Here is a 23,194-nt window from a genome sequence, read left to right as displayed (position 1 = left end):
GGGCGTGCCCGGGCGGGGAAGCGGTGAGCGGCGCGCCGTGGTCACCGGCACGGTCGCCGCCGCCGTCGGCGATGCGGCCGCCGTCATCGCGGTCCTCCCGGGGGGTTGCCGCGGGCGGCCTCGGCCGCGGCCCGCCCGGCTGCGGCCAGCAGCAGGGCGAGCAGGCAGACCCGGCCGGAGAGGCGGACCGCGCGTTCGATGTCCGCGACCGTCACCCGGCGGCCGCCCGGGTTGAGCACCGGGCGGTGCTCGACCCGCCCGCCGTAGGAGAGGGTGCCGCCCAGCCGCACGCCCAGGGCGCCGGCGAAGGCCGCCTCCACCACCCCGGCGTTGGGGCTCGGATGGCGGTGGGCGTCGGCCCGCCAGGCGCGCACCGCCCCCCGCCCGTCCGGGCCGGCCATCGCCGCGAGCAGGGCGGTCAGCCGGGCTCCTGGCCAGCCGGCCGCGTCGTCCAGCCGGGCCGCTGCCCAGCCGAACCGCCGGTGCCGCGGGGAGCGGTGACCGACCATCGCGTCCAGGGTGTTGACCGCCCGGAAGCCGGCCAGGCCGGCGATGCCGCCCGCGGCGCCCCACACCAGCGCGCCGACCACCGCGTCGGAGGTGTTCTCGGCCACCGACTCCACCACCGCGCGGGCGATGCCGTCGGCGTCCAGGGAGTGCGGATCGCGCCCGCACAGGCCGGGCAGCAGTTCCCGGGCGCGCCCGAGCCGCCCGGCCTCCAGCGCGGCGGCGATCCGCCGCGCCTGCCGGCCCAGGCTGGTACCGCCCAGCACGGTCCAGGTGACGGCGGCGGTCGCCAGCGTGCGCGGCACCGGCGCGGCGGCGGTGCGGCGTTCGAGCAGCGCGCCCGCGGCCACGGCCGGGCCCGCGCACAGCGCGGTGTACAGCGCGCCGGCACTGTGCCGGTCGCGCCACAGCAGGCGTTCCAGGGCAGCGGCGGCCCGGCCGAATCCGGCCACCGGATGCCCCCTGCGGGGGTCGCCGGTGAGCAGATCGGCGCAGAAACCAAGGGCCATGCCGCACGCGGTGGGAGACGGCGTCGGCATGGTGTCAGCCCGCCGTCACCCCTCGGGCGGGCGGGGGCAGGTGTTCCGGGCGTGACAGGATCAGGCGATAGCCCGTCATGGGAATGTCCTCACTCAGGGTCCGCGCCCTGGCTCGACGTGACCGGCGGTGAGAGTCTCCTGGCTCCCGGATCGATGCCTCCCCCGGCCTTCCAGCCCCTGCGGGCCGTGGCGTTGCGGTGGGGGTGCACTCCCCGGTGACAGTGGCGGGACCGCGCCGGATTCGCACCGGCTTCCTCTCCTGCCGCCGTTTGGCATCCATGAGTCCACCACGCCCCCGTAACGGCGTCAACTCCCCCTTGACCTGCGGCCTCGTAATGTGCCCAGTCCCACACGCCACCCCCGCGCCACCGCGCACAGCAGTCCCGTACGGCGGCCGGCCCGCTCACCCCGCCGGCCGCCTCCGGTCGCCGCCGCCCGCCGCCGCGGTCATGCTGGAGGGCATGCGTCGGCGTACCACCGCGGCCGTGACCGCCGCCACGTCCCTGTTGCTCGGAACCGGAGCCGCCGCCGTGGCGGCCGGCCGCTACGCCAGCGGCACCGCTCTGCGCCCGGCCCGGGAACCGGCCGGGTTCCGCGGCCCGGAACTGCTGGTGCACGCCGCGTCCCCCGGCGAGGTCACCCTCAGCCGCACCGTGCAGTCGGTGCGGCCCGGCCGCTACGGCCTGGCCGGGCCGGGCTGCCGGGCGATCGTCGGCGAGGTACTCGGGCCGGACGGCGGCGCCGACACGGTGGTACGCCACCTGGAGCAGGTCAGCGAGGGGGAACTGCGGCCGGGCTCCCGGGTGCGGCTCACCCCGCAGCTCTACGCCGGGGAGCCGTTCCGCGCGCTCGGCATCAGCTCCGCCGAGGTGGACATCCACACCGGCCTGGGGCCGATGCCGGCCTGGTACCTCACCGGCGAGCGCGACCTGTGGGTGATCCTGCTGCACGGGCTGGGCACCACCCGGGAGCAGGCCATGAACCTGATGCCGTTTCTGCGCCGGCACAAGCTCCCGCTGCTGGTCCCCAGCTACCGGGGCGACCCCGGCGCCCCGGCGCCCCCGGGCGGGCTCGGCCGGCTCGGCACGACCGAGTGGCAGGACGTGGACGCGGCGATCCGCTACGCGGTGCGCTACGGCGCGCGCCGGGTGCTGCTCCTCGGCTGGTCGGTGGGCGGCACCATGGCGCTGCGCGCCGCGGCACAGTCGGGGGTGCGGGACCGGATCGCCGGGATGGTGCTCGACTCGCCGGTGCTCGACTGGCGGGTCACGCTGCGCGCGCTGGCCGCGGAGCGGCGGGTGCCCGCGCCGCTGCGGCCACTGCTGCCGGGCGCGGCGCGGGGCCGGCTGGGAATGCCGGACGCGTCCCGGGTCGGTTTGCCCGCCGAGGCGGACCTGCCCGGCCGGCGGATGCCCCCGGTGCTGGTCTTCCACGGGCCGGGGGACACCATCGCCCCCTGGCGGGCGTCCCGCGAGCTGGCCCGCCGCCACCCGGAGAGCGTGGTGCTGGAGACGGTCCCGGACGCCCAGCACGCCGCCATGTGGAACGCCGCCCCCGGGCCGTACGAGGAACGTCTCCGCCGCTTCCTCACCCCCCTGTACTGAGTCCCTGGACCGGGCCCCTGTACTGAGCCCCTGTACCGGGCCCTGGACCGGGTCCCCGCCCGCCGGTCCTGCCGCCGGGTCCTGCCGCCGGGGCGGGGCCGGGACGGGCGCCCGGCGGCAGGCGCGTCGCTGCCGCGCATGACCACGGAGCCTCCCGCGGCGCTGCGCGGGAGGCGATATGGGGGGTGGGGGCACGGGGTTTGGGCTTTCGACCTCTCATTGGTGACACTGCTGGCGTGACGATCCCACCGCGCGAGCCCCGGCTGCACGTTGTCTCCTCTGCGGCGTCCTCCGTCCCCGAACAGCCAGCCCCCGAGCGGAGTGCCCGAGCCGCCCGGCGGCGGCCGCCCCGGCCGCCGCACGGCACCCCCTCTCAGCGCGAACTCGCCCTTCTGGTACGCCACTTGCTGGAGCCCGCGGTCCGCCTGGCCCGCTGGGCCGAACGGACCGGGACCGACCCCGGTGCGGACCCCGCCGCCGCGGCCGCGGAACTCGGCCTGACCCCCGCCCAGGTCCGCGACCACTTCGGCCGGGCCCGGCTGGCGGGCCTGGTCGAGCAGGACGACGACGGCCGCTCGGTGCGCGCCGGCTGGCGGCTGCGCGCCTGGGACAGCGACGACACGGCCGTGCTGCGCGGCTGGGTCGCGCTCTTCGACGGCTGGTCGCTGGTCCGCCCCGCCCCCGACGACGCCGACCCCATCGCCGTCACCGAGGTGGTCGCCGCCCTGCCCCAGCTGCTGTCCGTGATGCAGCTCTCGGCCGGACCGGTGACCGCCGCCGGCCTGTGCGACCTGCTGCACCAGCGCGTCGCCGAGCTGCGCGCCGAACGCCGCCAGGACGGCGGCCAGGACGGCCGTCCGGACGGCCGCGAGGACGGCGCTCCGCCCTCGCAGGCCGAGCTGACCCGCCTGCTCGGCTGGGCCCTGGACGCGCTGGCCGACGTCGGCGCCCTCACCCTGCACGCCCGCGGCGACCATCCCGCCCGCGCCCGCCTCACCCCCCTGGGAAGCTGGGTGGTCTGGACCAAACTGGAGCACATCTGCGTGGCCGCGCAGAGCCCCGCCGGCAACATCGAGCAGTCCGCCGTCGCCATGCTGCGCGGCTGCGTCACCCTCACCCCCGGCCCGGCCCGCGCCGAGTACCGCGCCTGGCTCGCCGCCCGCCCCACCGGCCCGGCCGTCGCCGAACTGCTGGACGCCGCGCGCGGCGAGGACGCCCTGATCCGCGGCCTGGCCTTCGAGGCGCTGCGGGTGGTCGGCGCCCCGGCCCGGGACGCCGTGCAGGCCGCCGCAGACGAGCCCCTGCTGCGCCCCTACGCCCTGCTCTGGCTGGCCGACCTGGACAGCGGCGGAGCCCGGGACGCCACCGACACCCCGCTGGACGTGCTGACCCGCGAGGAGGCCACCTGGCTGTGGGTGGACACCGCCTCGGCCGCGCACGAGCACGGCGCCGCCGGCCTGCTGCTCGACCACCTGGAGTCGGCCGTCCAGCCCAGCCTGCCCGCCCTGCTGCAGGAGGTCCGCGCCTGCGGGCATCCGCGCACCGTCCAGGTGCTGCTGGCCCTGGCGTCGGCGCACGCGGACCCGGCCGCCGCCAAACGGATCCGCCGCGCCGCCTTCCAGCTCCACACCGGAGAGGGCGGCGGCAGAAGCGCCGGCGGCGGGACCGGGACGCGGCCGGCGGCGGGCGGCCGCCCGCCCCGGCGGTCCGGGGGGCCTGCGGCGCCCCCGGGGGCGCCCGGAGAGCCCGGAAAACCGTTTGCCCGGCGCGGTTAGACTGGTCCGCATGGACATTCCGTTCCTCGTGGCTTAGCGGGCGTACCGCCGGCGCCGGGCCCGCGCATGCCTTCCTGGCATGCCCGCATGCGTGCCCACGCCCCGCCCCGGCAACCGCGCACCCCTTGTCCGTACGCCCCCCATGGAGACTGTCCGTGATCACCGCCAACGCCGTGGAGCTGCGTGCCGGCGCCCGCGTCCTGCTCGAATCCGCAACCTTCCGGGTCGCCCGCGGCGACCGCATCGGTCTGGTCGGCCGCAACGGCGCCGGCAAGACCACCCTCACCAAGTGCCTCGCCGGCGAGGGCGTCCCGGCCGGCGGCACCATCAGCCGCAGCGGCGAGGTCGGCTATCTGCCCCAGGACCCCCGCACCGGCGATCTCGACATGCTCGCCCGTGACCGCATCCTCTCCGCCCGGGAGCTGGACGTCGTCCTGCGCCGGATGCGGGAGAACGAGGAACGCATGGCCGGCGGCAAGGGCGCCACCCGGGAGCGGGCCATGAAGAAGTACGAGCGGCTGGAGACCGAGTTCCTCACCAAGGGCGGCTACGCCGCCGAGGCCGAGGCCGCCACCATCGCCGCCAGCCTGGGCCTGGAGGACCGGGTGCTGGGCCAGCCGCTGCGCACCCTCTCCGGCGGCCAGCGCCGCCGGGTGGAGCTGGCCCGCATCCTCTTCTCCGACGCCGACATCCTGCTGCTGGACGAGCCCACCAACCACCTCGACGCCGACTCCGTCATCTGGCTGCGCGACTTCCTCAAGACCTACCGCGGCGGCCTGATCGTCATCTCGCACGACATCGGCCTGGTGGAGACGGTGGTCAACAAGGTCTTCTACCTGGACGCCAACCGGTCCGTGATCGACGTCTACAACATGGGCTGGAAGCAGTACCTGGCCCAGCGCGAGGCCGACGAGCGCCGCCGGCGGCGCGAGCGGGCCAACGCCGAGAAGAAGGCCGCCGCCCTGCACTCCCAGGCCGACAAGATGCGCGCCAAGGCCACCAAGGCCACCGCCGCGCAGAACATGGCGCGCCGGGCCGACAAGCTGCTGGCCGGCCTGGAGGCCGAGCGCGCCGCCGACAAGGTGGCCCGGCTGCGCTTCCCCGAGCCCGCGCCCTGCGGCAAGACCCCGCTGACCGCCGAGGGCCTGTCCAAGTCCTACGGCTCGCTGGAGATCTTCACCGACGTGGGGCTGGCCATCGACCGCGGCTCGCGGGTGGTCATCCTGGGACTGAACGGCGCGGGCAAGACCACCCTGCTGCGGCTGCTGGCCGGCCTGGAGCAGCCGGACACCGGCGCGGTGATCCCGGGCCACGGCCTCAAGCTGGGCTACTACGCCCAGGAGCACGAGACCCTCGACCCGGACCGCACCGTGCTGGAGAACATGCGCTCCGCGGCGCCCGATCTGGATCTGGTGGAGGTCCGCAAGATCCTCGGCTCCTTCCTGTTCTCCGGGGAGGACGTGGACAAGCCCGCGGGCGTGCTCTCCGGCGGGGAGAAGACCCGGCTGGCCCTGGCCACCCTGGTGGTCTCCTCGGCCAATGTGCTGCTGCTGGACGAGCCCACCAACAACCTGGACCCGGCCAGCCGGGAGGAGATCCTCGGCGCGCTGCGCACCTTCACCGGCGCGGTGGTCCTGGTGACCCACGACGAGGGCGCCGTGGAGGCGCTCCAGCCGGAGCGGATCATCCTGCTGCCGGACGGCGTCGAGGACCTGTGGAGCGCGGAGTACGCGGATCTGGTCGCGCTCGCCTGAGGCCGGCGGGCGTCCTGGCCCGAGGCCGGCGGGCGTCCGCCGGCCGTACCGGTGGCGGACGCTCCGCATCAGATGCTCTCGATCATTCGGCCGACCCCGGGTCCGTCATCTGAGTGAGGATGCCTGGTACACGGGCAGGGAGGGCGCCGGACGGAATCCGGGGTATCCCGCGGGGAGCGGTGTCCCGATTGTCCTTGGCGGCTATTCCGCCGGGCCGCGCTGACCAGCCCTTTTGGCAGCCATTCGGGGGAGTTGCCGGGGCCCGGGTTCCGGGCCGCCGGGGCTGTTCCCCGGAGATTGCGGACGGCCGGAAATCCCGCCGCTTCACCGACCTCGCCGAATGGGTGGCCAGGAACGCGGATAGGGGTGATCATGAGAGTTCCAGAGCGCACTTCCCACGAGGAGGCACGGGTGGCCGAGACTCTGAAGAAGGGAAGCCGGGTGACCGGCGCCGCGCGCGAGAAGCTCGCGGAAGACCTCAAGAGGAAATACGAATCGGGCGCGAGTATCCGTGCCCTGGCCGAGGAAACCGGCCGGTCGTACGGGTTTGTGCACCGGATGCTCAGCGAGGCCGACGTGGCCCTGCGGGGCCGCGGCGGAGCGACGCGCGGCAAGAAGGCCGCCCCCTCCTCCTCGGCCACGGCATCCTGAGCCGGGCCGGCGGCGCCGCCCGGCGCCGTTCGCCCCGCCGTGCGCGGCGCCGGCGGCGGTATCCCGCCCCGGAGCGGGCCGTGCCCTGCCGGGTCGTTACTCTGCTCGGTATTACCGAGGAGTAGCCGACCGGAGGTGCGGATGAGCCTGCTCGACAAGGACGGTGTGCGGGTGACCGTCGACGGAGCCGTGGCCACGGTCACGCTCACCAACGGCGCCAAGCACAACGCCCAGACGCCGGCCATGTGGCGGGCGCTGGCCGAGACGGGCTCGGCGCTGCCCGGCAGCGTCCGGGTGGTGGTGCTGCGCGCCGAGGGCCCGTCCTTCTCCGCCGGGCTGGACAAGCGGGCCTTCACCCCGGAGGGCATCCCCGGCGAGCCGGGCTTCCTGGCCCTGGCCCGCGGCACGGACGAGGACCTGGACGCGGCCATCGCGGAGTACCAGGAGGCGTTCACCTGGTGGCGCCGGAACGACGTGGTCACCATCGCCGGCGTGCAGGGGCACGCCATCGGCGCGGGATTCCAGCTTGCGCTCGCGTGCGACCTGCGGATCTGTACGGAGAACGCGAGCTTCGCCATGCGCGAGACCTCGCTCGGCCTGGTGCCCGATCTGGGCGGCACGCACCCGCTGGTGTCGCTGGTCGGGTACGCCCGCGCGCTGGAGCTGTGCACCACCGGGCGGGCGGTCACGGCCGCCGAGGCGGAGCGCATCGGACTGGCCAATCTGGTGGTGCCGCTGGAGGAACTGCCGGGCACGCTGGAGGACCTGGCCGCGGCGCTGCTGGCCGCGCCGCGTGACGCGGTGATCGAGACCAAGGCGCTGCTGCGCGGTGCCGCGGGGCGCGGCTACGACGCCCAGCGTGCCGCCGAACGCGCGGCCCAGGCCCGCCGGCTGCGCGACCTCGCCGGCCTCGCCGAGTAGCCCCGCACCCGCCACGGCACCGCTGACAAGGCACCGCTGCTCCGGCTTCGCCGTGGCGGCGGCCGGGGCCGTGCGGCGCCGCAGGCCCCCGGCGGGTACCGACTCGCCCGGCACCCACGCCGGGCCGCTCCGCGCCGGATGCGTTCGCTGGGGGCAGCACCGTGCCGTGCCCGGCCCCGGCCGGCCCGGCCCGGACACCGCCGGGACGGCCGCCTGCGCGCCGCTGCGGGGCCGGGGACTCAGACGAGGTCGGTGATCAGCACGGCCACCCGGTCCGTCCCGGCGGCCCGCGCCGCCGCGTCGCGGACCGCGCGGGCGACGTCCAGGGTCCGGGGACCCTCCGGTCCCGGCGCCCGGAGGCGGACCTGGAGATGCGCCTCCCCGTCCCGCACCCGTACCGCCCGGCCCGGCACGGCAAGCGCCGTGGTCAGCCCCAGCACTCCGGGCACGGCCCGGACCGCGGCGGCCACCCGTGCCTCGGCGTCCCCGGCGGCCTCGCCCCGCGCCTCCTCCGCCCCGGTCTCCGCCGCCGCGGCTTTCCCTGCCCCGGCTTCCCCCGGCTCGGCTTCCCCCGGCTCGGCTTCCGCCGCCTCGGCCTGCGGCTCCGGGCCGGGCCGCCGCCCGCCCGCGCTCTCGGTGATGAGCCCGGTGACGTGCAGGTCGACGGCCACCACCCGCAGCCCCAGCCGCCGGCCGGCGGTCTCGGTCAGCAGCTCCCGCAGCAGTTGCGCGGAGGACGGAATCGGCCGCACCGCCGAGGCGGCGAACGCCGCCGCCACCCGCAGCGGCCCCGGCGGCAGCGCACTCGGCGGCGGCGTGACCACCGCCGGCCCCTCCCCCTCCTCCGGTTCGCCGCCCGCCGGGCCGATCCGCAGCCGGGTCACGCGGATCCCGGCCGGCTCCCGCGCGGCCTCGCCCAGCACCCGCACGGCGGCCCGCTCGGCCAGCCATGCCCCGTCCTCCGGGCCGCCCAGCGGCAGCAGCCTGCCCAGCCCGAGCTGCGCCCGCACCGCGGCGCGCAGCCCGCCGTCCGCCGGGTCGCCCGTCTCCACCTCGTTCATCCGGATCACCTTCTCCACCCGGCCCGTATCCCGTGCAGAACGGCCGGGTGTGGGTACAGCATTGCGTATGCGGCGCGGGCACCGCCGTCCGCTCCACCCGAACGGAGGTGAAAGCGGGTCCCATGCGCCACATATGCGTACTGTGGCACCAGGACGGGCGAACGGCGTGGCCGGTTCGCCGCGGACCAAGCGTAGAGTCCCGGACAGGGAGGCTGGCACAGTGACCGAGAGCAGCACCGAGGCGGCACCGGAGAACTCCGCCCCCGCCGCCAAGACCCTGGGCACCCGGCGCGGCACCGGCGATCCGGGCAGCCGCGGGCGCACCACCATCGCCGACGGCGTGGTCGGGAAGATCGCCGGCCTCGCCGCCCGGGACGTGGTGGGCGTGCACGCCATGGGCGGCGGTCTGGCCCGCACCTTCGGCGCGGTCCGCGACCGGGTCCCCGGCGGCGGCCGGTCCGCCGCCATGCGCGGTGTCAAGGCCGAGGTGGGCGAGGTCCAGACCGCACTGGACCTGGAGATCGTGGTCGAGTACGGCGTCTCGATCGCCGAAGTGTCCCGTACCGTACGGGAGAACGTCATCTCCGCCGTGGAGCGGATGACGGGACTTCAGGTCGTCGAGGTCAATATCGCGGTGAGCGATGTGAAACTCCCCGACGACGAGGAAGAGGAAGACGAAGAAGAGCGGCCCCGGCTGCAATAGTCCGGACGCCCGGTGAAGGAGCGCATCATGAGCTTGGCCGTGACCGGCATGATCGCCGGAATGGCACTCGGATTCGCCGGCTATTTCGGTGGCTTCGGTGCCTTTCTGCTGGTTGCCGCACTCGGCGCAGTCGGCTTCGTCGCCGGGCGGTTCGCCGAAGGCGATCTGGAACTCGGGGAGTTCTTCCGGACAGGGGAACGCGGCCGGGACGATGAGCGACGCCACTGACGCACCGCACGGCTCCCGCGCCGTGGCCATGGAACCCCCTGCCGGGCCCGCGGATGCGTCCGGTGCGTCCGGTGCGCCGGAGAGCACGGGGAATCCGGAGGCACCGGACCACCGGCCCGGCACCCTGGGCCTGAACGAGGTGCCGCCCGCCGAGCGCGGCGCCACCCGCGTCGCCGATCAGGTGATCGCCAAGCTGGCGGCCCGCGCCGCCCGCGAGGCCCTGCCCGGCGCCCCGGCCATGCCGCACGCCACCGCCTCGGTACGGCGCCACCCCGGCGCGGACGGCAGCGGCGGCATGGCCCACGTCCGGGTGTCCGTGGAACTGCGCTACCCCTCCGACATCGGCGCCCAGTGCCGGGCCGTCCGCCGCCGCATCACCCGGCGGCTGGGCGAACTCGCGGGCATGGAGGTGACCGACGTGGCGGTGGACGTGGAGCGGCTGCACTCCGAGCACATGCTGCGCGGCGCCGCGGAGCGGAGGGTCACATGAGCGGGGCGCAGACCGTTTCCGGAACCGGTACGGCCGGCAGCGGCGGGGCGGACACGGCACCGCCGCCGGTGCCGCAGCCCCCGCCGGAGCCGCCGGCCGGGAGCTCGCCCGCCACCGCACCGAGCCGGTTCTGGTCGGTGCGCCGGGTGCCCGCCGTCCTGCTCGCCCTGATCCTGCTGGGTTCCGTGGGGCTGCTGCTCTACGACATCGCCTCGGTGCGTGCCGACCGGCCCGCCACCGCCTGGCGCACCGGGCTCGCCGACGAACTGGCCACCCGCACCCTGGACGACCCCTGGGTGGTGGCCGCCGCCTGTGCCGCGGTGCTGGCCGGGCTGTGGCTGGTGCTGCTGGCCGTCACCCCGGGGCTGCGCAATCTGATGCCGATGCGCGGCGAGGCCGGGCTGCTGCGGGCCGCCATAGAGCGCCATGCCGCCGCCGTTGCGCTGCGCGACCGCGCGCTGGAGGTGTCCGGTGTGCAGTCGGTCCGGGTGGCGGTCGGCCGTCGCCGGGTGCGGGCGGAGGCCCAGGCCCACTTCCGGGATCTGGCCGACGTCCGCTCCGATCTGGAGGCGGTGCTCGGCGACAGTCTCGACCGGATGGGCCTGGCCCATCCGCCCGCGCTGGCGGTCCATGTCCGCCGTCCCCCGAAACGCTGACCGACCCGACCCGACCCGACCCGGCCCGGCCCGCCGGCCCTGCCGGAGGGGCCGCCGCGCCGGTCCCGCACCGGGCGGTGCGGGCGCACGAGAGGTGGAGCATGCTGCGAGTCGTCAACCGGGTGCTGCTGGCGCTCACCGGGCTGCTGCTGATGGCCGCGGGCGCAGCCGTGCTGGCCGGGGCCCTGGACCTGCCCCGGCGGCTGGGGCTGGCGGACCTGTGGCCGTGGAGCGGCCCCGACGACGTGCTGCTCACCCGGGCCGACCGGGTCCAGTGGCGGGACGACGGCTGGTGGTGGCCGGTGGTGATCGGCGGCCTGGTGCTGCTGGTGCTGCTCGCCCTGTGGTGGGTGCTGGCCCAGATGCGCCGCGACCGGCTGCACGAGCTGTGGGTGGAGACCGGGGACGGCGGGGGAGCGCATCTCGGCGGGCGCGCGCTGGAGGATGTGGTGGCGGCCGAGGCGGAGGCGCTTCCCGGTGTCGACCGGGCGGGCGTCACCCTGGTGGGGCGCCGCAGCCAGCCCCGGCTGCGGATCGGTCTGCTGCTCGGCCCGCAGGGCGAACCGGGCGAGGCGGTGCGGCGGCTGCGCGCCGAGGTCGTGGCCCATGCCCGGGCCTCGACGGGCCTGAAGACCCTTCCGGTGGAGGTCCGGGTGCGCGCCTCCCGCCACGCCCCCGAACGGGTCTCCTGACGCCCCTCCCCGGTGCCCCGGCGCGCCGCCGGGGCGGGCTGCTCAGGCCGTGGTCCCGGCAGGCCGCGGCTGCTGCCCGGCGCGGGTTCCGTCCCCGGACCCGTCCCCGGCTGCCGGTCCGGACGGTCCGGACGGCGGGCCGCCGGGGGAGCCGGAGGAGGCGTCCCTCCGGCCCGGAGCGCGCTCCGCGGCCTCCCGGCGGGCCAGCAGGAACCAGCCGACCGGGACCATGGCGGCGAAGAACCACCACTGCAGGGCGTAGGCGAAGTGCGCGCCGATGCCGCTGTGGTCGGGTGCGTCCAGCAGCGCGGGCTGCGGGACGTCCTCCGGCGGCGCGGGATCGGTGGCGGTGAGCTCCAGATGGCCGCCCAGCACCGGGACGCCCATCTCCGCCGCCCGCTGGTGGCTGGAGATCAGCATCACCATGCCCTCCGGCAGCCCGGACCGCTCCTGCACCCCGCGGCTGCCGGTGGTCTCGTCGGCCATCAGCCGGCCGGTGACCGTCACCTCGCCCGCCGGCGGCGCGGGCACCTCGGGCAGCCGCGCGGGGTCGTCCCCGGCCGGCACCCAGCCGCGGTTGACCAGCACCGCGGTGCCGTCGGCCTGCAGCAGCGGGGTGACCACGAAGTAGCCGATGCCGCCGCTGCCGCCCGCACCCGGTCCCTTGCGGTGGCGCACCACCACCTCGTGGTCCCGGTCGTAGCGGCCGGTCACGGTCACGGGCCGGTAGCGGTCGGCGGCGTCCGGCCCCCGGCCGGGGGCGGTCAGCTCGGCCATCTCCACCGGTTCGGCGGACAGATTGGCGGCGATCAGGTCGTTGCGCGCCACCCGCTGCTCGTGCCGGCCCATCTGCCAGAAGCCCGCCAGCACCATCAGCGGGATCAGCAGCAGCGCGACGAGGGTGAGCAGCACCCACTGCCGGGAGAGCAGGAAACGGTACACAGCCCCCGACGGTACCCAATGGCGGCGGCCCTCCGGCTCAGCACCCCCGCCCACGGGGCGCCTCCTGCGGGGCCTGGAGGCCCGGCCGGCCCGGCATGGCCTCCGGCGGCGCCACCTCCCGCAGCAGCTGGGTGAAGGCCGCCTCGTCCAGCACCGGGATGCCGTACTCCCGGGCGTTGCGCACCTTGCTGGTGGCCGCCTCCGGGTCGTTGGTCACCAGCAGGCTGGTCCGCCGGGACACGCTCTGCGCGATGTGCAGCCCGGACTCGTAGGCCTGGTCCTCCAGCAGTTCGCGGTCCACCGAGGTGTCCCCGGAGAACGCCACCCGCATGCCCCGCACCAGCGGCCCGCCGGGCACATACCGCCCCGGATTCGGATACGGGCACGGATCACGGCGCTTGCTGCGCCGCCAGCTCGGGCGCCAGCTGCCCTGCGGCCCGGGCGTGTCGGACCACTCCGTGATCGGCAGGCAGGCCAGCAGCGGCAGCCGCACCCCGCCGCGGGCCGCCCGCACCAGGGCCGGCCGGAACGCCTCGGCCAGCACCCGGGCGTCGTCCAGCGCGTGGTGCGCCCGGCGCTGCACCACCCCGTAGTAGGCGGCCAGGGTCTCCAGCTTGTAGTTGGCCAGCGGCAGGGACAGCTCCTTGGCCAGCGCGATGGTGCACAGCCGCTGCCGTACCGGCGCCCGGCGCCGGGACCGCGCGTACTCCCGGGCGATCATCGTCCAGTCGAAGACGGCGTTGTGCGCCACCAGGACCCGCCCGGCCAGCCGCTCCCCGAACTCCTCGGCGATCTCCGTGAACAGCGGCGCGCCGGCCAGCATCTCGGAGGTCAGCCCGTGCAGCCAGCTCGGGCCGGGATCGCGCTGCGGATTGACCAGCGTGTACCAGTGGTCCTCCACCCGGCCGCGGGCGTCCAGCCGGTACACCGCGGCCGAGACGATACGGTCGTCCCGCCGCAGGCCGGTGGTCTCCACGTCGACCACCGCATAACCGCTCGGATATCCGCTGGGCCAGCCTCCCGCGGCCGGCCGCGCGTCCTGCTGCCCGGGCACGGCGGGCACCGCGGACGGCAGGGCGACGGCGGACGGGGACACCGGGGACGCCGCGGGCGGGGACGCGGCGGGCACCGGACCGGCCGGCTGGTGGTCATCGAGCATGGTCCCTGAGAATACGGGCCGCCACCGACAGTGCTCGCACCCGAGTCCGGCCAATCGCCGTGGCCACCGGGGCGGATGGGCACCCGGCTGCCACGCGCTGTCGAATGTCGGAGCCCTCGCGTACCCTGCGATAAATCCGGCATGGCACGGCGGAGGAGAGAAGAGCATGCTGCTGGACAGCTTCGGCCGGGTCGCCACGGACCTGCGGGTCTCGCTGACCGACCGGTGCAATCTGCGCTGCACCTACTGCATGCCCGAGGAGGGCCTGCAGTGGCTCGCCAAGCCGGATCTGCTGACCGACGAGGAGATCGTCCGGCTGGTCCGGATCGCCGTGACCGGGCTCGGGATCACCGAGGTGCGCTTCACCGGGGGCGAGCCGCTGCTGCGCCCCGGCCTGGTCGGCATCGTCGCGGCCTGTGCCGCGCTGGAGCCGCGCCCCCGTCTGTCCCTGACCACCAACGGCATCGGCCTGGAGCGGGTGGCCGGCGCCCTGCGCGAGGCCGGCCTGGACCGGGTCAACGTCTCGCTGGACACCACCGATCCCGAGGTCTTCCACCGGATGACCCGCCGCCGCCGGCACGGAGACGTGCTGCGCGGCCTGGCCGCGGCCCGTGCCGCCGGGCTGACCCCGGTCAAGGTGAACTCCGTGCTGATGCCCGGGCTGAACGACGGCGAGGCCCCCGCCCTGCTCGACTGGGCCATGGAGGAGGGCTACGAGCTCCGCTTCATCGAGCAGATGCCGCTGGATGCGCAGCACGGCTGGCAGCGGGAGGGCATGATCACCGCCGGGGACATCCTGGCCTCGCTGCGCAGCCGCCACACCCTCACCCCGGAGCGGGAGGAGGAGCGGGGGTCGGCGCCCGCGGAGCGCTGGCTGGTGGACGGCGGCCCCTACCGGGTCGGCATCATCGCCTCGGTGACCAGGCCGTTCTGCCGGGCCTGCGACCGTACCCGGCTGACCGCCGACGGCCAGGTCCGCACCTGCCTGTTCGCCCGGCAGGAGACGGATCTGCGCGGCGCTCTGCGTTCCGGCCGGCCGGACGGCGCCATCGCCGGGATCTGGCGCAGGGCCATGTGGGGCAAGAAGGCCGGGCACGGGCTGGACGACCCCTCCTTCGAGCAGCCCGACCGCCCGATGTCCGCCATCGGCGGCTGAGCGGCGGGGGCGCCCCGGCCCGGGGGCGGGGTCACGGCGTCCGCCGCTGCTGCTCCTCCTCCCCGGGGTGCGCGGCGCGCCACTCGTCCAGCGGCACCACGTCCTTGAGGAAGCCGCGCATGCCCAGGAACTGGGAGAGATGCTCGCGGTGCTCCTCGCAGGCGACCCAGGTCTTGCGCCGCTCGGGGGTGTGCAGCTTCGGGTTGTTCCAGGCCAGCACCCAGAGCGCGTCCGCCCGGCAGCCGCGGGCCGAGCAGATCACCTGGGCGTCGTCCGCCTTGTTCGCGGGTGCGTTCACGCCTGCCATTCCATCACCCCGGTGCCGGACACAGCGACGCCGGGCAGCCACGGGGGGAGCCGCCCGGCGTCGGTCCGTCGCTCCGACGGGGGATACGGAGCGCTCTTGCAGTATGACACGCGACGCGCCGCTTGGTGCAGCGGAATGGTCAGATCTGTTGAGCTTTTCTTGAGCTTGAGACCCGGCGGTCCGTCAACTCCCCTAAGAATCAGGGGAGTTGGAATCGCCCTCGGCTCCCGGGGCGCTCGGTGGACGCCACGCGCCCCGCTCCGTGCCACCGTCCCCGGCCGGGCCGTGACCGGGGCCGTCACCCGCCGTACCGGGTGCCGTGCCGCCCGGCTCCTCCCGCCGGTCCGTCAGATCCGTGTGCCCGGTGCCGCCCGCGCGGCCGGGCGCGGGGCCCGGGCCGGCGCCCGGCGGCAGGGCCGGCCGGCTGTCCGGGCGGTTCTCCACCGCCGTCCCCGGCAGGGACGAGGCGTTCTCCCGCCCGGCATTGGCCATCACCACCGCCACATAGGGCAGCACCGCGCCCAGCACCAGCGCCACCACGGCCAGCGGCCGGCTGACGTTCCACAGCACCAGGGTCAGCACCACCGCCACGGTGCGGATCAGCATGGAGACGACATAGCGCCGCTGACGCCCGCGCACGTCGTCGCTCAGACTGACCGGGGCGCCGGTGATCCGATAGACCTCACCGCTCTGTCCGCCGCGGCGGCCGCGCCGCCAGCGCATGTCACTCACCACCCGCCGCCCAGCCTACTGCCGTCCGCCGCGGCTCACTCGCCGGCCAGCAGCCGGGCCAGCTTCCGCCCCGCCTTCAGATAGACCCCGGCCGGGGGAGTGCCGCCCGCCCCGGACAGCCGCTCGGCCACCACCTCGCCCAGCGGCCGCAGCGCATCCGCCTCCGGCAGTACGGCCGCCTGCTGCTCGCCCCCGGCGGCCTCCAGAACCAGCCGCAGCCCGTTCTGCTTGGCCAGCCGCCGGGCGGCCGAGGCGCTGGGCGCGAAGTCGAGGATCTTGGTCAGCACGGTGACCGCGGTCTCCCGGCCGTGCTCGGCCAGGTCCACCTCCGGCAGGCTCCGGACCTCGGTGAAGGAGCGGCGGGAGAACTGCGCGGTGAAGCCCTCCCGGGCCGCCATGGCCGCGTCCACCCCGTGGATGGCCGCCACCACCTCACCGGCCAGCGTCTTCTTCAGGTCCATCGGGTGCAGCGAGCCGTCCGCCACCCGGCCCAGCGCGGCGGCCACCTCCTCGTCCGACCACTCCGTCCATGCCCGCAGATAGGGCTCCATCAGCCGGTCCGGGATGGACATGATCTTGCCGAAGACGTCGTCCGGGGCCGCGGTCAGCCCGACGTAGTTGCCCTTGGACTTGGACATCTTGGCGCCCGAGCCGTCGGTGCCCTCGATCAGCGGCATGGTGCAGATCATCTGCGGCTGCTGGCCGTAGATCTCCATCACCCGGCGGCCCATCTGCATGTTCAGCAGCTGGTCCACGCCGCCCAGCTCGATGTCGGCCTCGATCTCGGCGGAGTCGATGGCCATCGCCACCGGGTAGATCAGCTCCGACATGGTCAGGCCGTGCCCGGCCTCCAGCCGGGTGCGGAAGTCCTCGCGCTGGAGCAGCGCGGAGGCCGGCACCTGGGCCAGGATGCCGATCAGCCGGGGCAGGGTGATGCCGGCCAGCCATTCGCTGTTGTGCCGCACCCGTACCCGGTCGAAGTTGAAGAACGGCCGCACCTGGTCCCGGTAGCCGGCCAGGTTGCGGGCAATGTCCTCGTCCGTGAGCGGCGGACGTTCCGAGGAGCGGCCCGAGGGGTCGCCGATCTTCGCGGTGATGTCGCCGATGATCAGCGTGACCTCGTGTCCCATCCGCTGGAACCGGCTGAGCACGATCATAGGCACGGTGTGCCCGAGGTGGACGTCCGCGGCCGTCGGGTCGATGCCCAGCTTGACGTGCAGCCCGCGCCCGGCGGCCCGCGCCTTCTCGATCTCCTCGGCCAGCCGGTCCACCGACGGCAGGATCTCCACCGCCCGGGAGGCGATCAGTTCGGCCTGCCGGCGCGGGGGGAGATCGGTCAGGTCCAGATAGCGCCGGGCCCGGGTCTCCTCCAGCAGCTGCCGGACGACGGTGTCGGAGGAGAGGTCCTGCGCCAGCAGCGCGCTCGCGCGCCGCACGGATTCGCCGAGGCGTGTCACGTTCTGGTCCTGACGGTCGTAGGGACGGCTGGGTGCAACGGGACGGTGCGCCGGTGTCCGGCACGCGGAGGTGCCGGGAGGTGCCGGATCGTGCCGGGGCGTGCGGGGCCGGGCACCGGAGGACTCCGTGGATCAGCCCCGATTCTATGACCCGGGCCCGTCCGGCGGTCCCCGGCGGGCCCCGGCACCCGCCGGGGCCCGCCGGACGGCGCGCCGGGCCGCCGCCGGGCCGCTCAGACGCCGGGGGCGACGGAGCTCATGTGGAATTCGGGAACGCGCAGCGGGGGCATGGCGGTGCGCGGGAAGTAGTCGCCCCACTCGCGCGAGTAGCACCGCTCGGTGCGGCCCGCCTCGCTCGCCCGGCCCAGCATGCCCACCGGCGACTCGTTGAACCGGAAGTTGTTCACCGCGCCGGTGATCTCCCCGTTCTCCACCAGGAACACCCCGTCCCTGGTGAGGCCGGTGAGCAGCAGATTCCTGGGGTCGACCTCGCGGATGTACCACGTCGAGGTGAGCAGCAGCCCGCGCCCGGTGTCCGCCACCATCTCCTCCAGCGACCGGGTGCCGCCCGCGTCCAGCACCAGGTTGTCGGTGAGCGGCGCCACCGGCAGCCCGGTCACCTCGGCGGTGTGCCGGGTGGTGGGCAGCCGGTTCAGCACGCCCCGGCTGATCCACTCCGTCCGGGAGCGGGGCAGCCCGTTGTCGAAGACCGACACGGCCGGAATCCACGGATCGGCGGAGGAGTGCACCACGGCGAACGGCGCGCACTCCAGCCCCGGCGCCCCGGGGTCGCTGTACAGGGTGTGCGGCAGCTCCGACAGCCGCTCGCCGACCCGGGTGCCGCCCCCCGGTGCGGAGAACACCGTGCGGCCGTCCGCGGCCCTCCGGGCGTCCGAGGTCCAGTACAGGTAGATCAGCAGGTCGGCCACGGAGGTCGGCGGCAGCAGCGTTTCGTACCTGCCGGCGGGCAGTTCGATCTGCCGCCGTGCCCAGCCCAGCTCCCGGACGAGCCGGTCCTGGAGGGCCGGCATGTCGATGTCGGTGAAGTCGGCGGTGGGCACCCCGGCCCAGGCCGAGCGGCGGCCGTCGGCGCTCTTGGCGTTGAGCTGGAGGCTGCCGGACGGCTGGTCGTGGCGCAGCCGCAGCCCGGCGGAGGAGGCCAGGTAGGTGGTGACCAGGTCATGGCTGGCGAAGCCGTAGAGCAGCAGGTCCTCGGCCCGGGCGCGGGCGAAGGCCTCGCCCAGCGCGGGGGCGAAGGCCCCGAAGACCTCCGGCGAGGTGCGGGCCGGCGGCTCGGTGAAGCCGGGGTCCGGGGCCGGGCCGCCGACCAGCGGCCGGGCGTCCTCGGCCGGACGGGAGCCGCGGGCCGCCTCCTCCGCCGCCCGCACCAGCGGTTCCAGCTCGTCTGCGGTCACCGCGGACCGGGACACCACGCCGGAGGCGGTGCCCTCGGCCCCGTCCGCCATCGCGATCACGGTGAGCGAGCGGCCCTCGGTGGTGCCATTGGTGGTCAGGGCGTTGCCCGCCCAGCGCAGATGGGCGGTGGTGTGCTCCTCGGCGATGACCACCATGCCGTCGGCCCGGGACAGTTCCAGGGCCCGCTCGGCGATCTCGTGCGGTTGGCGCGCCGCGGCCGTGCCGAGGGGGCCCGCGGTCCCGGCCGCCGCGGCGGAGGGGGTACCGGTCAGGGGGGAGTTCTGTTCACTGGTCACGCGCGGGCCGCTTCCTGCTCGGTGTTGAGAATGCTGATGTCCCGGAACAGTGCCGAGGGGCAGCCGTGCGAGACCGCCGCCGTCTGGCCGGGCTGCGCCTTGCCGCACAGGAAGGAACCGCCCAGCACGTAGGTCTGCTCCCCGCCCACGGCCTCCATGGCGTTCCAGAAGTCGGTGGTGGTGGCCTGGTAGGCCACGTCCCGGAGCTGGCCGGCCAGCCTGCCGTGCTCGATCAGGTAGAAGCGCTGCCCGGTGAACTGGAAGTTGTACCTCTGCTGATCGATGGACCACGAATTGTCACCGACCACGTAAATGCCGCGTTCGACTCCGGAGATCAGCTCCTCGGTGGACGGTCCGCCCGGTGCCGGCCGCAGCGAGACGTTCGCCATCCGCTGCACCGGGACGTGCGCGGGCGAGTCGGCGAAGGCGCAGCCGTTGGAGCGCCCGAGGTCCTTCAGCCGGGCCATCCGCCGGTCCGTCTGGTAGCCGACCAGGATCCCGTCCCGCACCAGGTCCCAGGACTGCGCCTGCACCCCCTCGTCGTCCCAGCCGATGGTGGCCAGCCCGTGCTCCGCCGTCCGGTCGCCGGTCACCTGCATCACCGGCGACCCGTAGCGCAGCGTGCCGAGCTTGTCGAAGGTGGCGAAGGAGGTGCCGGCGAAGGCCGCCTCGTAGCCCAGCGCCCGGTCCAGCTCGGTGGCGTGGCCGACGGACTCGTGGATGGTCAGCCAGAGATTGGACGGGTCCACCACCAGGTCGTAGCGGCCGGGCTCGACCGAGGGCGCGGCCATCTTCCCGGCCAGCAGCCCGGGAATCCGGGCCAGCTCGTCGTCCCAGTCCCAGCCGGTGCCGGTGAGGTACTCCCAGCCGCGCCCGGCCGGGGGCGCCAGGGTGCGCATGGTGTCGAACCGGCCGCTGTCCGGATCGACCGCGACGGCGGTCAGTTCCGGCGCCACCCGCACCCGCTGCTGGGTGGTCACGGTGCCGGCCGTGTCCGCGTAGAACTTGTTCTCCTGCACCGCCCACAGCGTGGTGTCGACATGGCTGACGCCCTCCCCCGACAGCAGCCGGCCGCTGTAGTCGGCGAGCAGCGCCATCCGCTCGGCCTCCGGCACCTCGAAGGGGTTGACCAGGTAGGACGAGACCCAGGTCCGGTCGCCGTGGCCGGGTTCCGGGGCCAGCTCCACCCGCTCGCCGCCGCCTGCCGCGGCGATCACCTCGGCGGACAGCCCGGCCATGGCCACCGCCCGCTCGGCCGTGCGGGCCGCGGCATCCGGGGTCGTCTCCACGCCGGAGGCGAAGCCCCAGGCACCGCCGTGCACCACCCGCACCGCATACCCGGTCTCGGTGGTGTCGGCGCTGCCCTCCGGCCGGGCGTCGCGCAGCCGCCAGTTGCCGCTGCGGATGCGCTCGAAGCGGAAGTCGGCGTGTTCGGCGCCCAGCGCCGCGGCCCGGGCCAGGGCGGCGTCCGCCAGCGGGCGCAGCGGTAGCGCCAGGAACGTTTCGTCGATGGTGTGCCGTGGGGCCGGGGTGGGGGATGTGCGTGCCGAGGGCGGCGTTGAAGGCGTTGAAGGCGTTGAAGGCAAGGTGTCTCCTTGTTCCCGTATGCCGCGGGCGGCGGGTGCGGCCGTCCGCGCGGTCGCCCCACCGATCATGCCGTCCGCGCCCCGGGCTTCCCAGGCATTAACGCAACGCCGCTGGTCGGGCACGTCGCGCCGCGGCCAAGACCGGGGTGAGCTGCGCCCGTCATATTCACGCGACTTGGTGCCGGCACCGGCGGAACACCGTGCCCGCCCGCCACCTGCTGCGCGACACCGGCCGTGCCGGGCGGGCGACGGACCGTAGTCCGGGCGGTCTGGCAATATGGCCGATCGCCGATCACGCTCTCCTCATGAACGACCGTCCGCACCGCGTTGAACTCCCGGTTCCGGCCGGGACGTTCACGATGATGTTCAGCTCGACCAGACGAGGTGCGCGGCTGGCCCGGTTGCTCTCCGTGCAGCGCCTGGACGAGTGGGGCATCCCGTACAGCAGCAGCGCCTCGCAGACCGTGGCCCTGCTGGTGTCCGAGCTCGCCGCCAATGCGGTGCGCCATGGGCACATCCCCGGACGGGACTTCCAGCTGGCTCTCACCCTGGACCCGCGTCGCAGCCGGGACGGCTCCGCGGTGGTCCGGGTGGAGGTGTCGGACGCCCGTTCCGAACTGCGCCCCCGGCTCTCCCCGCCCGCCGGCTCGGAGGACGAGCACGGCCGCGGGCTGCTGCTGGTGGAGGCACTGGCCGGCAAATGGGGTGTCACCGAGCGGGACGTCGGCAAGACCGTGTGGTGCGAGGTCGAGGTGGACGGCGCCGGGCTGTGACCGCGCAGGGCCGGACCATGCCGGGCCGTGACCGTAGGGCTGTGACGGCCCCGCGGCGGTGACCCCCGTGCTGTAGGAACCCCACGAATCACCGTCGGCGCCCCTGTCACGCCCCGCTGCCCGGCGGATGCCCTCCGGAGGCTAGCGTGGGCTTGGCAGCACGACACCGACCACCACACCGACACAGAGCTCACGCAGCTCAGAGATGGGGTGATCCCTTGAGCCGCTCGGTACTCGTCACCGGAGGCAACCGGGGCATCGGCCTGGCCATCGCCCGGTCGCTCGCTCAGGCGGGCGACAACGTGGCCGTGACCTACCGCTCCGGAGAACCGCCCGAGGGCCTGCTGGGCGTGCGGTGCGACATCACCGACCCGGAGCAGGTGGAGCAGGCCTACAAGGAGATCGAGGAGAAGCAGGGCCCGGTCCAGGTGCTGGTCGCCAACGCCGGCATCACCCGCGACCAGCTGCTGCTGCGGATGTCCGAGGAGGACTTCACCTCCGTCCTGGACACCAACCTGACCGGCACCTTCCGGGTGGTCAAGCGCGCCTCCCGGGCCATGCTGCGGGCCCGTCAGGGCCGGATCGTGCTGATCTCCTCCGTGGTCGGGCTGCTCGGCCAGGCGGGCCAGACCAACTACGCGGCCTCCAAGGCCGGCCTGGTCGGCTTCGCCCGCTCGCTCGCCAGGGAACTCGGCTCGCGCGGCATCACCTGCAATGTGGTCGCCCCCGGTCTGGTCGACACCGACATGACCCGCGCCCTGACCGAGGAGCAGCGGACCGCCATCGTCGGCCAGGTCCCGCTGGGCCGCTACGCCCGGCCCGAGGAGATCGCCGCCGCGGTGCGCTTCCTGGTCTCCGACGAGGCCGCGTACATCACTGGTGCCGTCATCCCGGTTGACGGCGGATTGGGTATGGGTCACTGACACATGAGCGGACTTCTCGCAGGCAAGCGCATCCTGGTCACGGGTGTGCTGACCGACGCCTCCATCGCCTTCCACGTGGCGCGGCTGGCCCAGGAGGAGGGCGCCGAGGTGGTGCTGACCGGCTTCGGCCGGCTGTCCCTGGTGCAGCGCATCGCCCGCCGGCTGCCCAAGGAGGCGCCGGTGATCGAGCTGGACGTGCAGAACCAGGAGCACCTCACCGGGCTGGCCGACGCGATCCGCGGCCACCTGGGCGCGGACGCCTCGCTGGACGGCGTGGTGCACTCCATCGGCTTCGCCCCGCAGGACGCCCTGGGCGGCAACTTCCTCAACACCCCGTGGGAGTCGGTCGCCACCGCCGTGGAGGTCTCGGCCTACTCGCTGAAGTCGCTGACCATGGCGCTGCTGCCGCTGCTGCGGACGCGCGGCGGCTCGGTGGTCGGCATGGACTTCGACGCCCAGGTGGCCTGGCCGAAGTACGACTGGATGGGCGTGGCCAAGGCCGCGCTGGAGTCCACCTCCCGCTATCTCGCCCGTGACCTGGGCGAGCACAACATCCGGGTCAACCTGGTCTCGGCCGGCCCGATCAAGTCGATGGCCGCCAAGTCGATCCCCGGCTTCGAGGAGCTGGCGGACGTGTGGAACACCCGCGCGCCGATCGGCTGGGATCTGACCGACCCGGAGCCGGCCGCCCGCGGGGTGTGCGCGCTGCTCTCCGACTGGTTCCCCAAGACCACCGGCGAGGTCGTCCATGTGGACGGCGGCGTCCACATGATGGGTGCCTGAGCCCGGTTCCCCGGCGCCGGGGCGAGCGGTGCCGTCCGCCCCTCCCGCGGGCGGACGGCACCGCTCGCCCCGTTGTCCCGCTT

At 74.9% G+C, this 23,194-nt stretch carries 22 protein-coding genes, 1 pseudogene and 1 riboswitch; of the genes and pseudogenes, 14 read left to right on the top strand and 9 right to left on the bottom strand.

Going from position 1 to position 23,194, the window contains the following annotated elements:
- Positions 1–83: 83 nt before the first annotated feature.
- Positions 84–1,016: a cobalamin biosynthesis protein gene (locus tag GQS09_RS08695; protein ID WP_399552452.1), complete on the bottom strand. Its 933-nt coding sequence runs from the start codon at positions 1,014–1,016 to the stop codon at positions 84–86.
- 161 nt (positions 1,017–1,177) lie between these two features.
- A riboswitch (cobalamin riboswitch) is annotated at positions 1,178–1,304 on the bottom strand.
- A gap of 203 nt (positions 1,305–1,507) precedes the next feature.
- Between GQS09_RS08695 and GQS09_RS08690 the strand changes: the two genes are divergently transcribed.
- From GQS09_RS08690 to GQS09_RS08670, 5 genes are all read left to right on the top strand, one after another.
- Positions 1,508–2,650, top strand: coding sequence for an alpha/beta hydrolase (locus GQS09_RS08690; protein ID WP_165985423.1), 1,143 nt, complete (start codon positions 1,508–1,510; stop codon positions 2,648–2,650).
- A 242-nt stretch (positions 2,651–2,892) separates the two neighbouring features.
- Entirely contained in the window at positions 2,893–4,425 is a 1,533-nt protein-coding gene (locus GQS09_RS08685) for a hypothetical protein (protein WP_399552453.1), read from the top strand.
- 155 nt (positions 4,426–4,580) lie between these two features.
- A complete protein-coding gene (locus tag GQS09_RS08680) occupies positions 4,581–6,179 on the top strand; it encodes an ABC-F family ATP-binding cassette domain-containing protein (protein ID WP_165985422.1) in 1,599 nt (532 codons plus the stop codon).
- Between the two features lie 411 nt (positions 6,180–6,590).
- Positions 6,591–6,830, top strand: a complete 240-nt coding sequence (locus GQS09_RS08675; RefSeq protein WP_313896055.1) for a helix-turn-helix domain-containing protein — start codon at positions 6,591–6,593, stop codon at positions 6,828–6,830.
- 141 nt (positions 6,831–6,971) lie between these two features.
- Positions 6,972–7,751 (top strand): enoyl-CoA hydratase/isomerase family protein, encoded by a 780-nt coding sequence (locus GQS09_RS08670; protein WP_165985420.1) that lies wholly within the window; start codon positions 6,972–6,974, stop codon positions 7,749–7,751.
- Between the two features lie 239 nt (positions 7,752–7,990).
- Here GQS09_RS08670 and GQS09_RS08665 read toward each other — a convergent pair whose 3' ends face one another.
- The gene (locus tag GQS09_RS08665) at positions 7,991–8,812 is read right to left on the bottom strand and encodes a hypothetical protein (RefSeq protein WP_165985419.1); all 822 of its coding nucleotides are present in this window, start codon (positions 8,810–8,812) and stop codon (positions 7,991–7,993) included.
- Positions 8,813–9,032: 220 nt separating this feature from the next.
- Between GQS09_RS08665 and GQS09_RS08660 the strand changes: the two genes are divergently transcribed.
- The 5 genes from GQS09_RS08660 to amaP all read left to right on the top strand — a co-directional run bounded on the left by GQS09_RS08660 (position 9,033) and on the right by amaP (position 11,581).
- Entirely contained in the window at positions 9,033–9,515 is a 483-nt protein-coding gene (locus GQS09_RS08660; protein ID WP_399552451.1) for an Asp23/Gls24 family envelope stress response protein, read from the top strand.
- A 27-nt stretch (positions 9,516–9,542) separates the two neighbouring features.
- On the top strand, positions 9,543–9,743 hold the full coding sequence (locus tag GQS09_RS08655) for a hypothetical protein (protein ID WP_165985417.1): 201 nt from the start codon (positions 9,543–9,545) through the stop codon (positions 9,741–9,743).
- Between the two features lie 28 nt (positions 9,744–9,771).
- Positions 9,772–10,233: a hypothetical protein gene (locus GQS09_RS08650; protein ID WP_165985430.1), complete on the top strand. Its 462-nt coding sequence runs from the start codon at positions 9,772–9,774 to the stop codon at positions 10,231–10,233.
- Complete coding sequence (locus GQS09_RS08645; protein ID WP_165985416.1) at positions 10,230–10,889, top strand: DUF6286 domain-containing protein; 660 nt, start codon at positions 10,230–10,232, stop codon at positions 10,887–10,889. Before GQS09_RS08650 ends, GQS09_RS08645 begins: the two co-directional genes overlap by 4 nt.
- Positions 10,890–10,990: 101 nt before the next feature.
- Positions 10,991–11,581 carry an alkaline shock response membrane anchor protein AmaP gene (amaP, locus tag GQS09_RS08640; protein WP_165985415.1) on the top strand — a complete coding sequence of 197 codons (591 nt, stop codon included), beginning with the start codon at positions 10,991–10,993 and terminating at the stop codon, positions 11,579–11,581.
- Positions 11,582–11,623: 42 nt separating this feature from the next.
- On the opposite strand, the gene GQS09_RS08635 is transcribed toward amaP, so the two are convergent.
- Together GQS09_RS08635 and GQS09_RS08630 are read right to left on the bottom strand one after the other, a co-directional pair.
- On the bottom strand, positions 11,624–12,523 hold the full coding sequence (locus GQS09_RS08635) for an SURF1 family protein (RefSeq protein WP_165985414.1): 900 nt from the start codon (positions 12,521–12,523) through the stop codon (positions 11,624–11,626).
- A gap of 37 nt (positions 12,524–12,560) precedes the next feature.
- Positions 12,561–13,682: a DEDDh family exonuclease gene (locus GQS09_RS08630; protein WP_165985413.1), complete on the bottom strand. Its 1,122-nt coding sequence runs from the start codon at positions 13,680–13,682 to the stop codon at positions 12,561–12,563.
- A gap of 166 nt (positions 13,683–13,848) precedes the next feature.
- On the opposite strand from GQS09_RS08630, the gene moaA reads away from it, so the two are divergent.
- Complete coding sequence (gene moaA, locus GQS09_RS08625) at positions 13,849–14,838, top strand: GTP 3',8-cyclase MoaA (RefSeq protein WP_165985412.1); 990 nt, start codon at positions 13,849–13,851, stop codon at positions 14,836–14,838.
- A gap of 31 nt (positions 14,839–14,869) precedes the next feature.
- Here moaA and GQS09_RS08620 read toward each other — a convergent pair whose 3' ends face one another.
- The 5 genes and pseudogenes from GQS09_RS08620 to GQS09_RS08600 form a co-directional block, all read right to left on the bottom strand.
- The gene (locus GQS09_RS08620) at positions 14,870–15,136 is read right to left on the bottom strand and encodes a hypothetical protein (RefSeq protein WP_313896054.1); all 267 of its coding nucleotides are present in this window, start codon (positions 15,134–15,136) and stop codon (positions 14,870–14,872) included.
- A gap of 336 nt (positions 15,137–15,472) precedes the next feature.
- A pseudogene (locus GQS09_RS29240) lies at positions 15,473–15,868 on the bottom strand (DUF3099 domain-containing protein); the annotation flags it as partial.
- Positions 15,869–15,912: 44 nt separating this feature from the next.
- Positions 15,913–17,334, bottom strand: coding sequence for a tyrosine--tRNA ligase (tyrS, locus tag GQS09_RS08610; RefSeq protein ID WP_165985410.1), 1,422 nt, complete (start codon positions 17,332–17,334; stop codon positions 15,913–15,915).
- Between the two features lie 233 nt (positions 17,335–17,567).
- Positions 17,568–18,905 (bottom strand): metallopeptidase TldD-related protein, encoded by a 1,338-nt coding sequence (locus GQS09_RS08605; protein WP_165985428.1) that lies wholly within the window; start codon positions 18,903–18,905, stop codon positions 17,568–17,570.
- A 137-nt stretch (positions 18,906–19,042) separates the two neighbouring features.
- The gene (locus GQS09_RS08600) at positions 19,043–20,557 is read right to left on the bottom strand and encodes a TldD/PmbA family protein (RefSeq protein WP_313896056.1); all 1,515 of its coding nucleotides are present in this window, start codon (positions 20,555–20,557) and stop codon (positions 19,043–19,045) included.
- A gap of 380 nt (positions 20,558–20,937) precedes the next feature.
- Between GQS09_RS08600 and GQS09_RS08595 the strand changes: the two genes are divergently transcribed.
- The 3 genes from GQS09_RS08595 to fabI all read left to right on the top strand — a co-directional run bounded on the left by GQS09_RS08595 (position 20,938) and on the right by fabI (position 23,111).
- Positions 20,938–21,405 carry an ATP-binding protein gene (locus GQS09_RS08595; protein ID WP_243761229.1) on the top strand — a complete coding sequence of 156 codons (468 nt, stop codon included), beginning with the start codon at positions 20,938–20,940 and terminating at the stop codon, positions 21,403–21,405.
- 218 nt (positions 21,406–21,623) lie between these two features.
- Positions 21,624–22,328, top strand: a complete 705-nt coding sequence (gene fabG, locus GQS09_RS08590; RefSeq protein ID WP_165985408.1) for a 3-oxoacyl-[acyl-carrier-protein] reductase — start codon at positions 21,624–21,626, stop codon at positions 22,326–22,328.
- Positions 22,329–22,331: 3 nt separating this feature from the next.
- A complete protein-coding gene (gene fabI / locus GQS09_RS08585; RefSeq protein WP_165985407.1) occupies positions 22,332–23,111 on the top strand; it encodes an enoyl-ACP reductase FabI in 780 nt (259 codons plus the stop codon).
- Positions 23,112–23,194: the final 83 nt, after the last annotated feature.

The organism is Streptomyces sp. YIM 98790 (genome assembly GCF_011421595.1).
Classification (GTDB): Bacteria; Actinomycetota; Actinomycetes; order Streptomycetales; family Streptomycetaceae; genus Streptomyces.
Note: the sequence above shows the minus strand (reverse complement) of the source record. Positions and strands in the feature narration are given on the sequence as shown.

What these genes read in the sequence shown, in the direction of transcription:
- GQS09_RS08695 (WP_399552452.1), bottom strand. Translation starts at nt 1,016, where the DNA reads ATGGCCCTTGGTTTCTGCGCCGATCTGCTCACCGGCGACCCCCGCAGG.
- GQS09_RS08655 (WP_165985417.1), top strand. Translation starts at nt 9,543, where the DNA reads ATGAGCTTGGCCGTGACCGGCATGATCGCCGGAATGGCACTCGGATTC.
- GQS09_RS08665 (WP_165985419.1), bottom strand. Translation starts at nt 8,812, where the DNA reads ATGAACGAGGTGGAGACGGGCGACCCGGCGGACGGCGGGCTGCGCGCC.
- GQS09_RS08595 (WP_243761229.1), top strand. Translation starts at nt 20,938, where the DNA reads ATGAACGACCGTCCGCACCGCGTTGAACTCCCGGTTCCGGCCGGGACG.
- moaA (WP_165985412.1), top strand. Translation starts at nt 13,849, where the DNA reads ATGCTGCTGGACAGCTTCGGCCGGGTCGCCACGGACCTGCGGGTCTCG.
- GQS09_RS08670 (WP_165985420.1), top strand. Translation starts at nt 6,972, where the DNA reads ATGAGCCTGCTCGACAAGGACGGTGTGCGGGTGACCGTCGACGGAGCC.
- GQS09_RS08605 (WP_165985428.1), bottom strand. Translation starts at nt 18,905, where the DNA reads ATGGTGGTCATCGCCGAGGAGCACACCACCGCCCATCTGCGCTGGGCG.
- fabI (WP_165985407.1), top strand. Translation starts at nt 22,332, where the DNA reads ATGAGCGGACTTCTCGCAGGCAAGCGCATCCTGGTCACGGGTGTGCTG.
- GQS09_RS08690 (WP_165985423.1), top strand. Translation starts at nt 1,508, where the DNA reads ATGCGTCGGCGTACCACCGCGGCCGTGACCGCCGCCACGTCCCTGTTG.
- GQS09_RS08645 (WP_165985416.1), top strand. Translation starts at nt 10,230, where the DNA reads ATGAGCGGGGCGCAGACCGTTTCCGGAACCGGTACGGCCGGCAGCGGC.
- GQS09_RS08630 (WP_165985413.1), bottom strand. Translation starts at nt 13,682, where the DNA reads ATGCTCGATGACCACCAGCCGGCCGGTCCGGTGCCCGCCGCGTCCCCG.
- GQS09_RS08650 (WP_165985430.1), top strand. Translation starts at nt 9,772, where the DNA reads ATGGAACCCCCTGCCGGGCCCGCGGATGCGTCCGGTGCGTCCGGTGCG.
- amaP (WP_165985415.1), top strand. Translation starts at nt 10,991, where the DNA reads ATGCTGCGAGTCGTCAACCGGGTGCTGCTGGCGCTCACCGGGCTGCTG.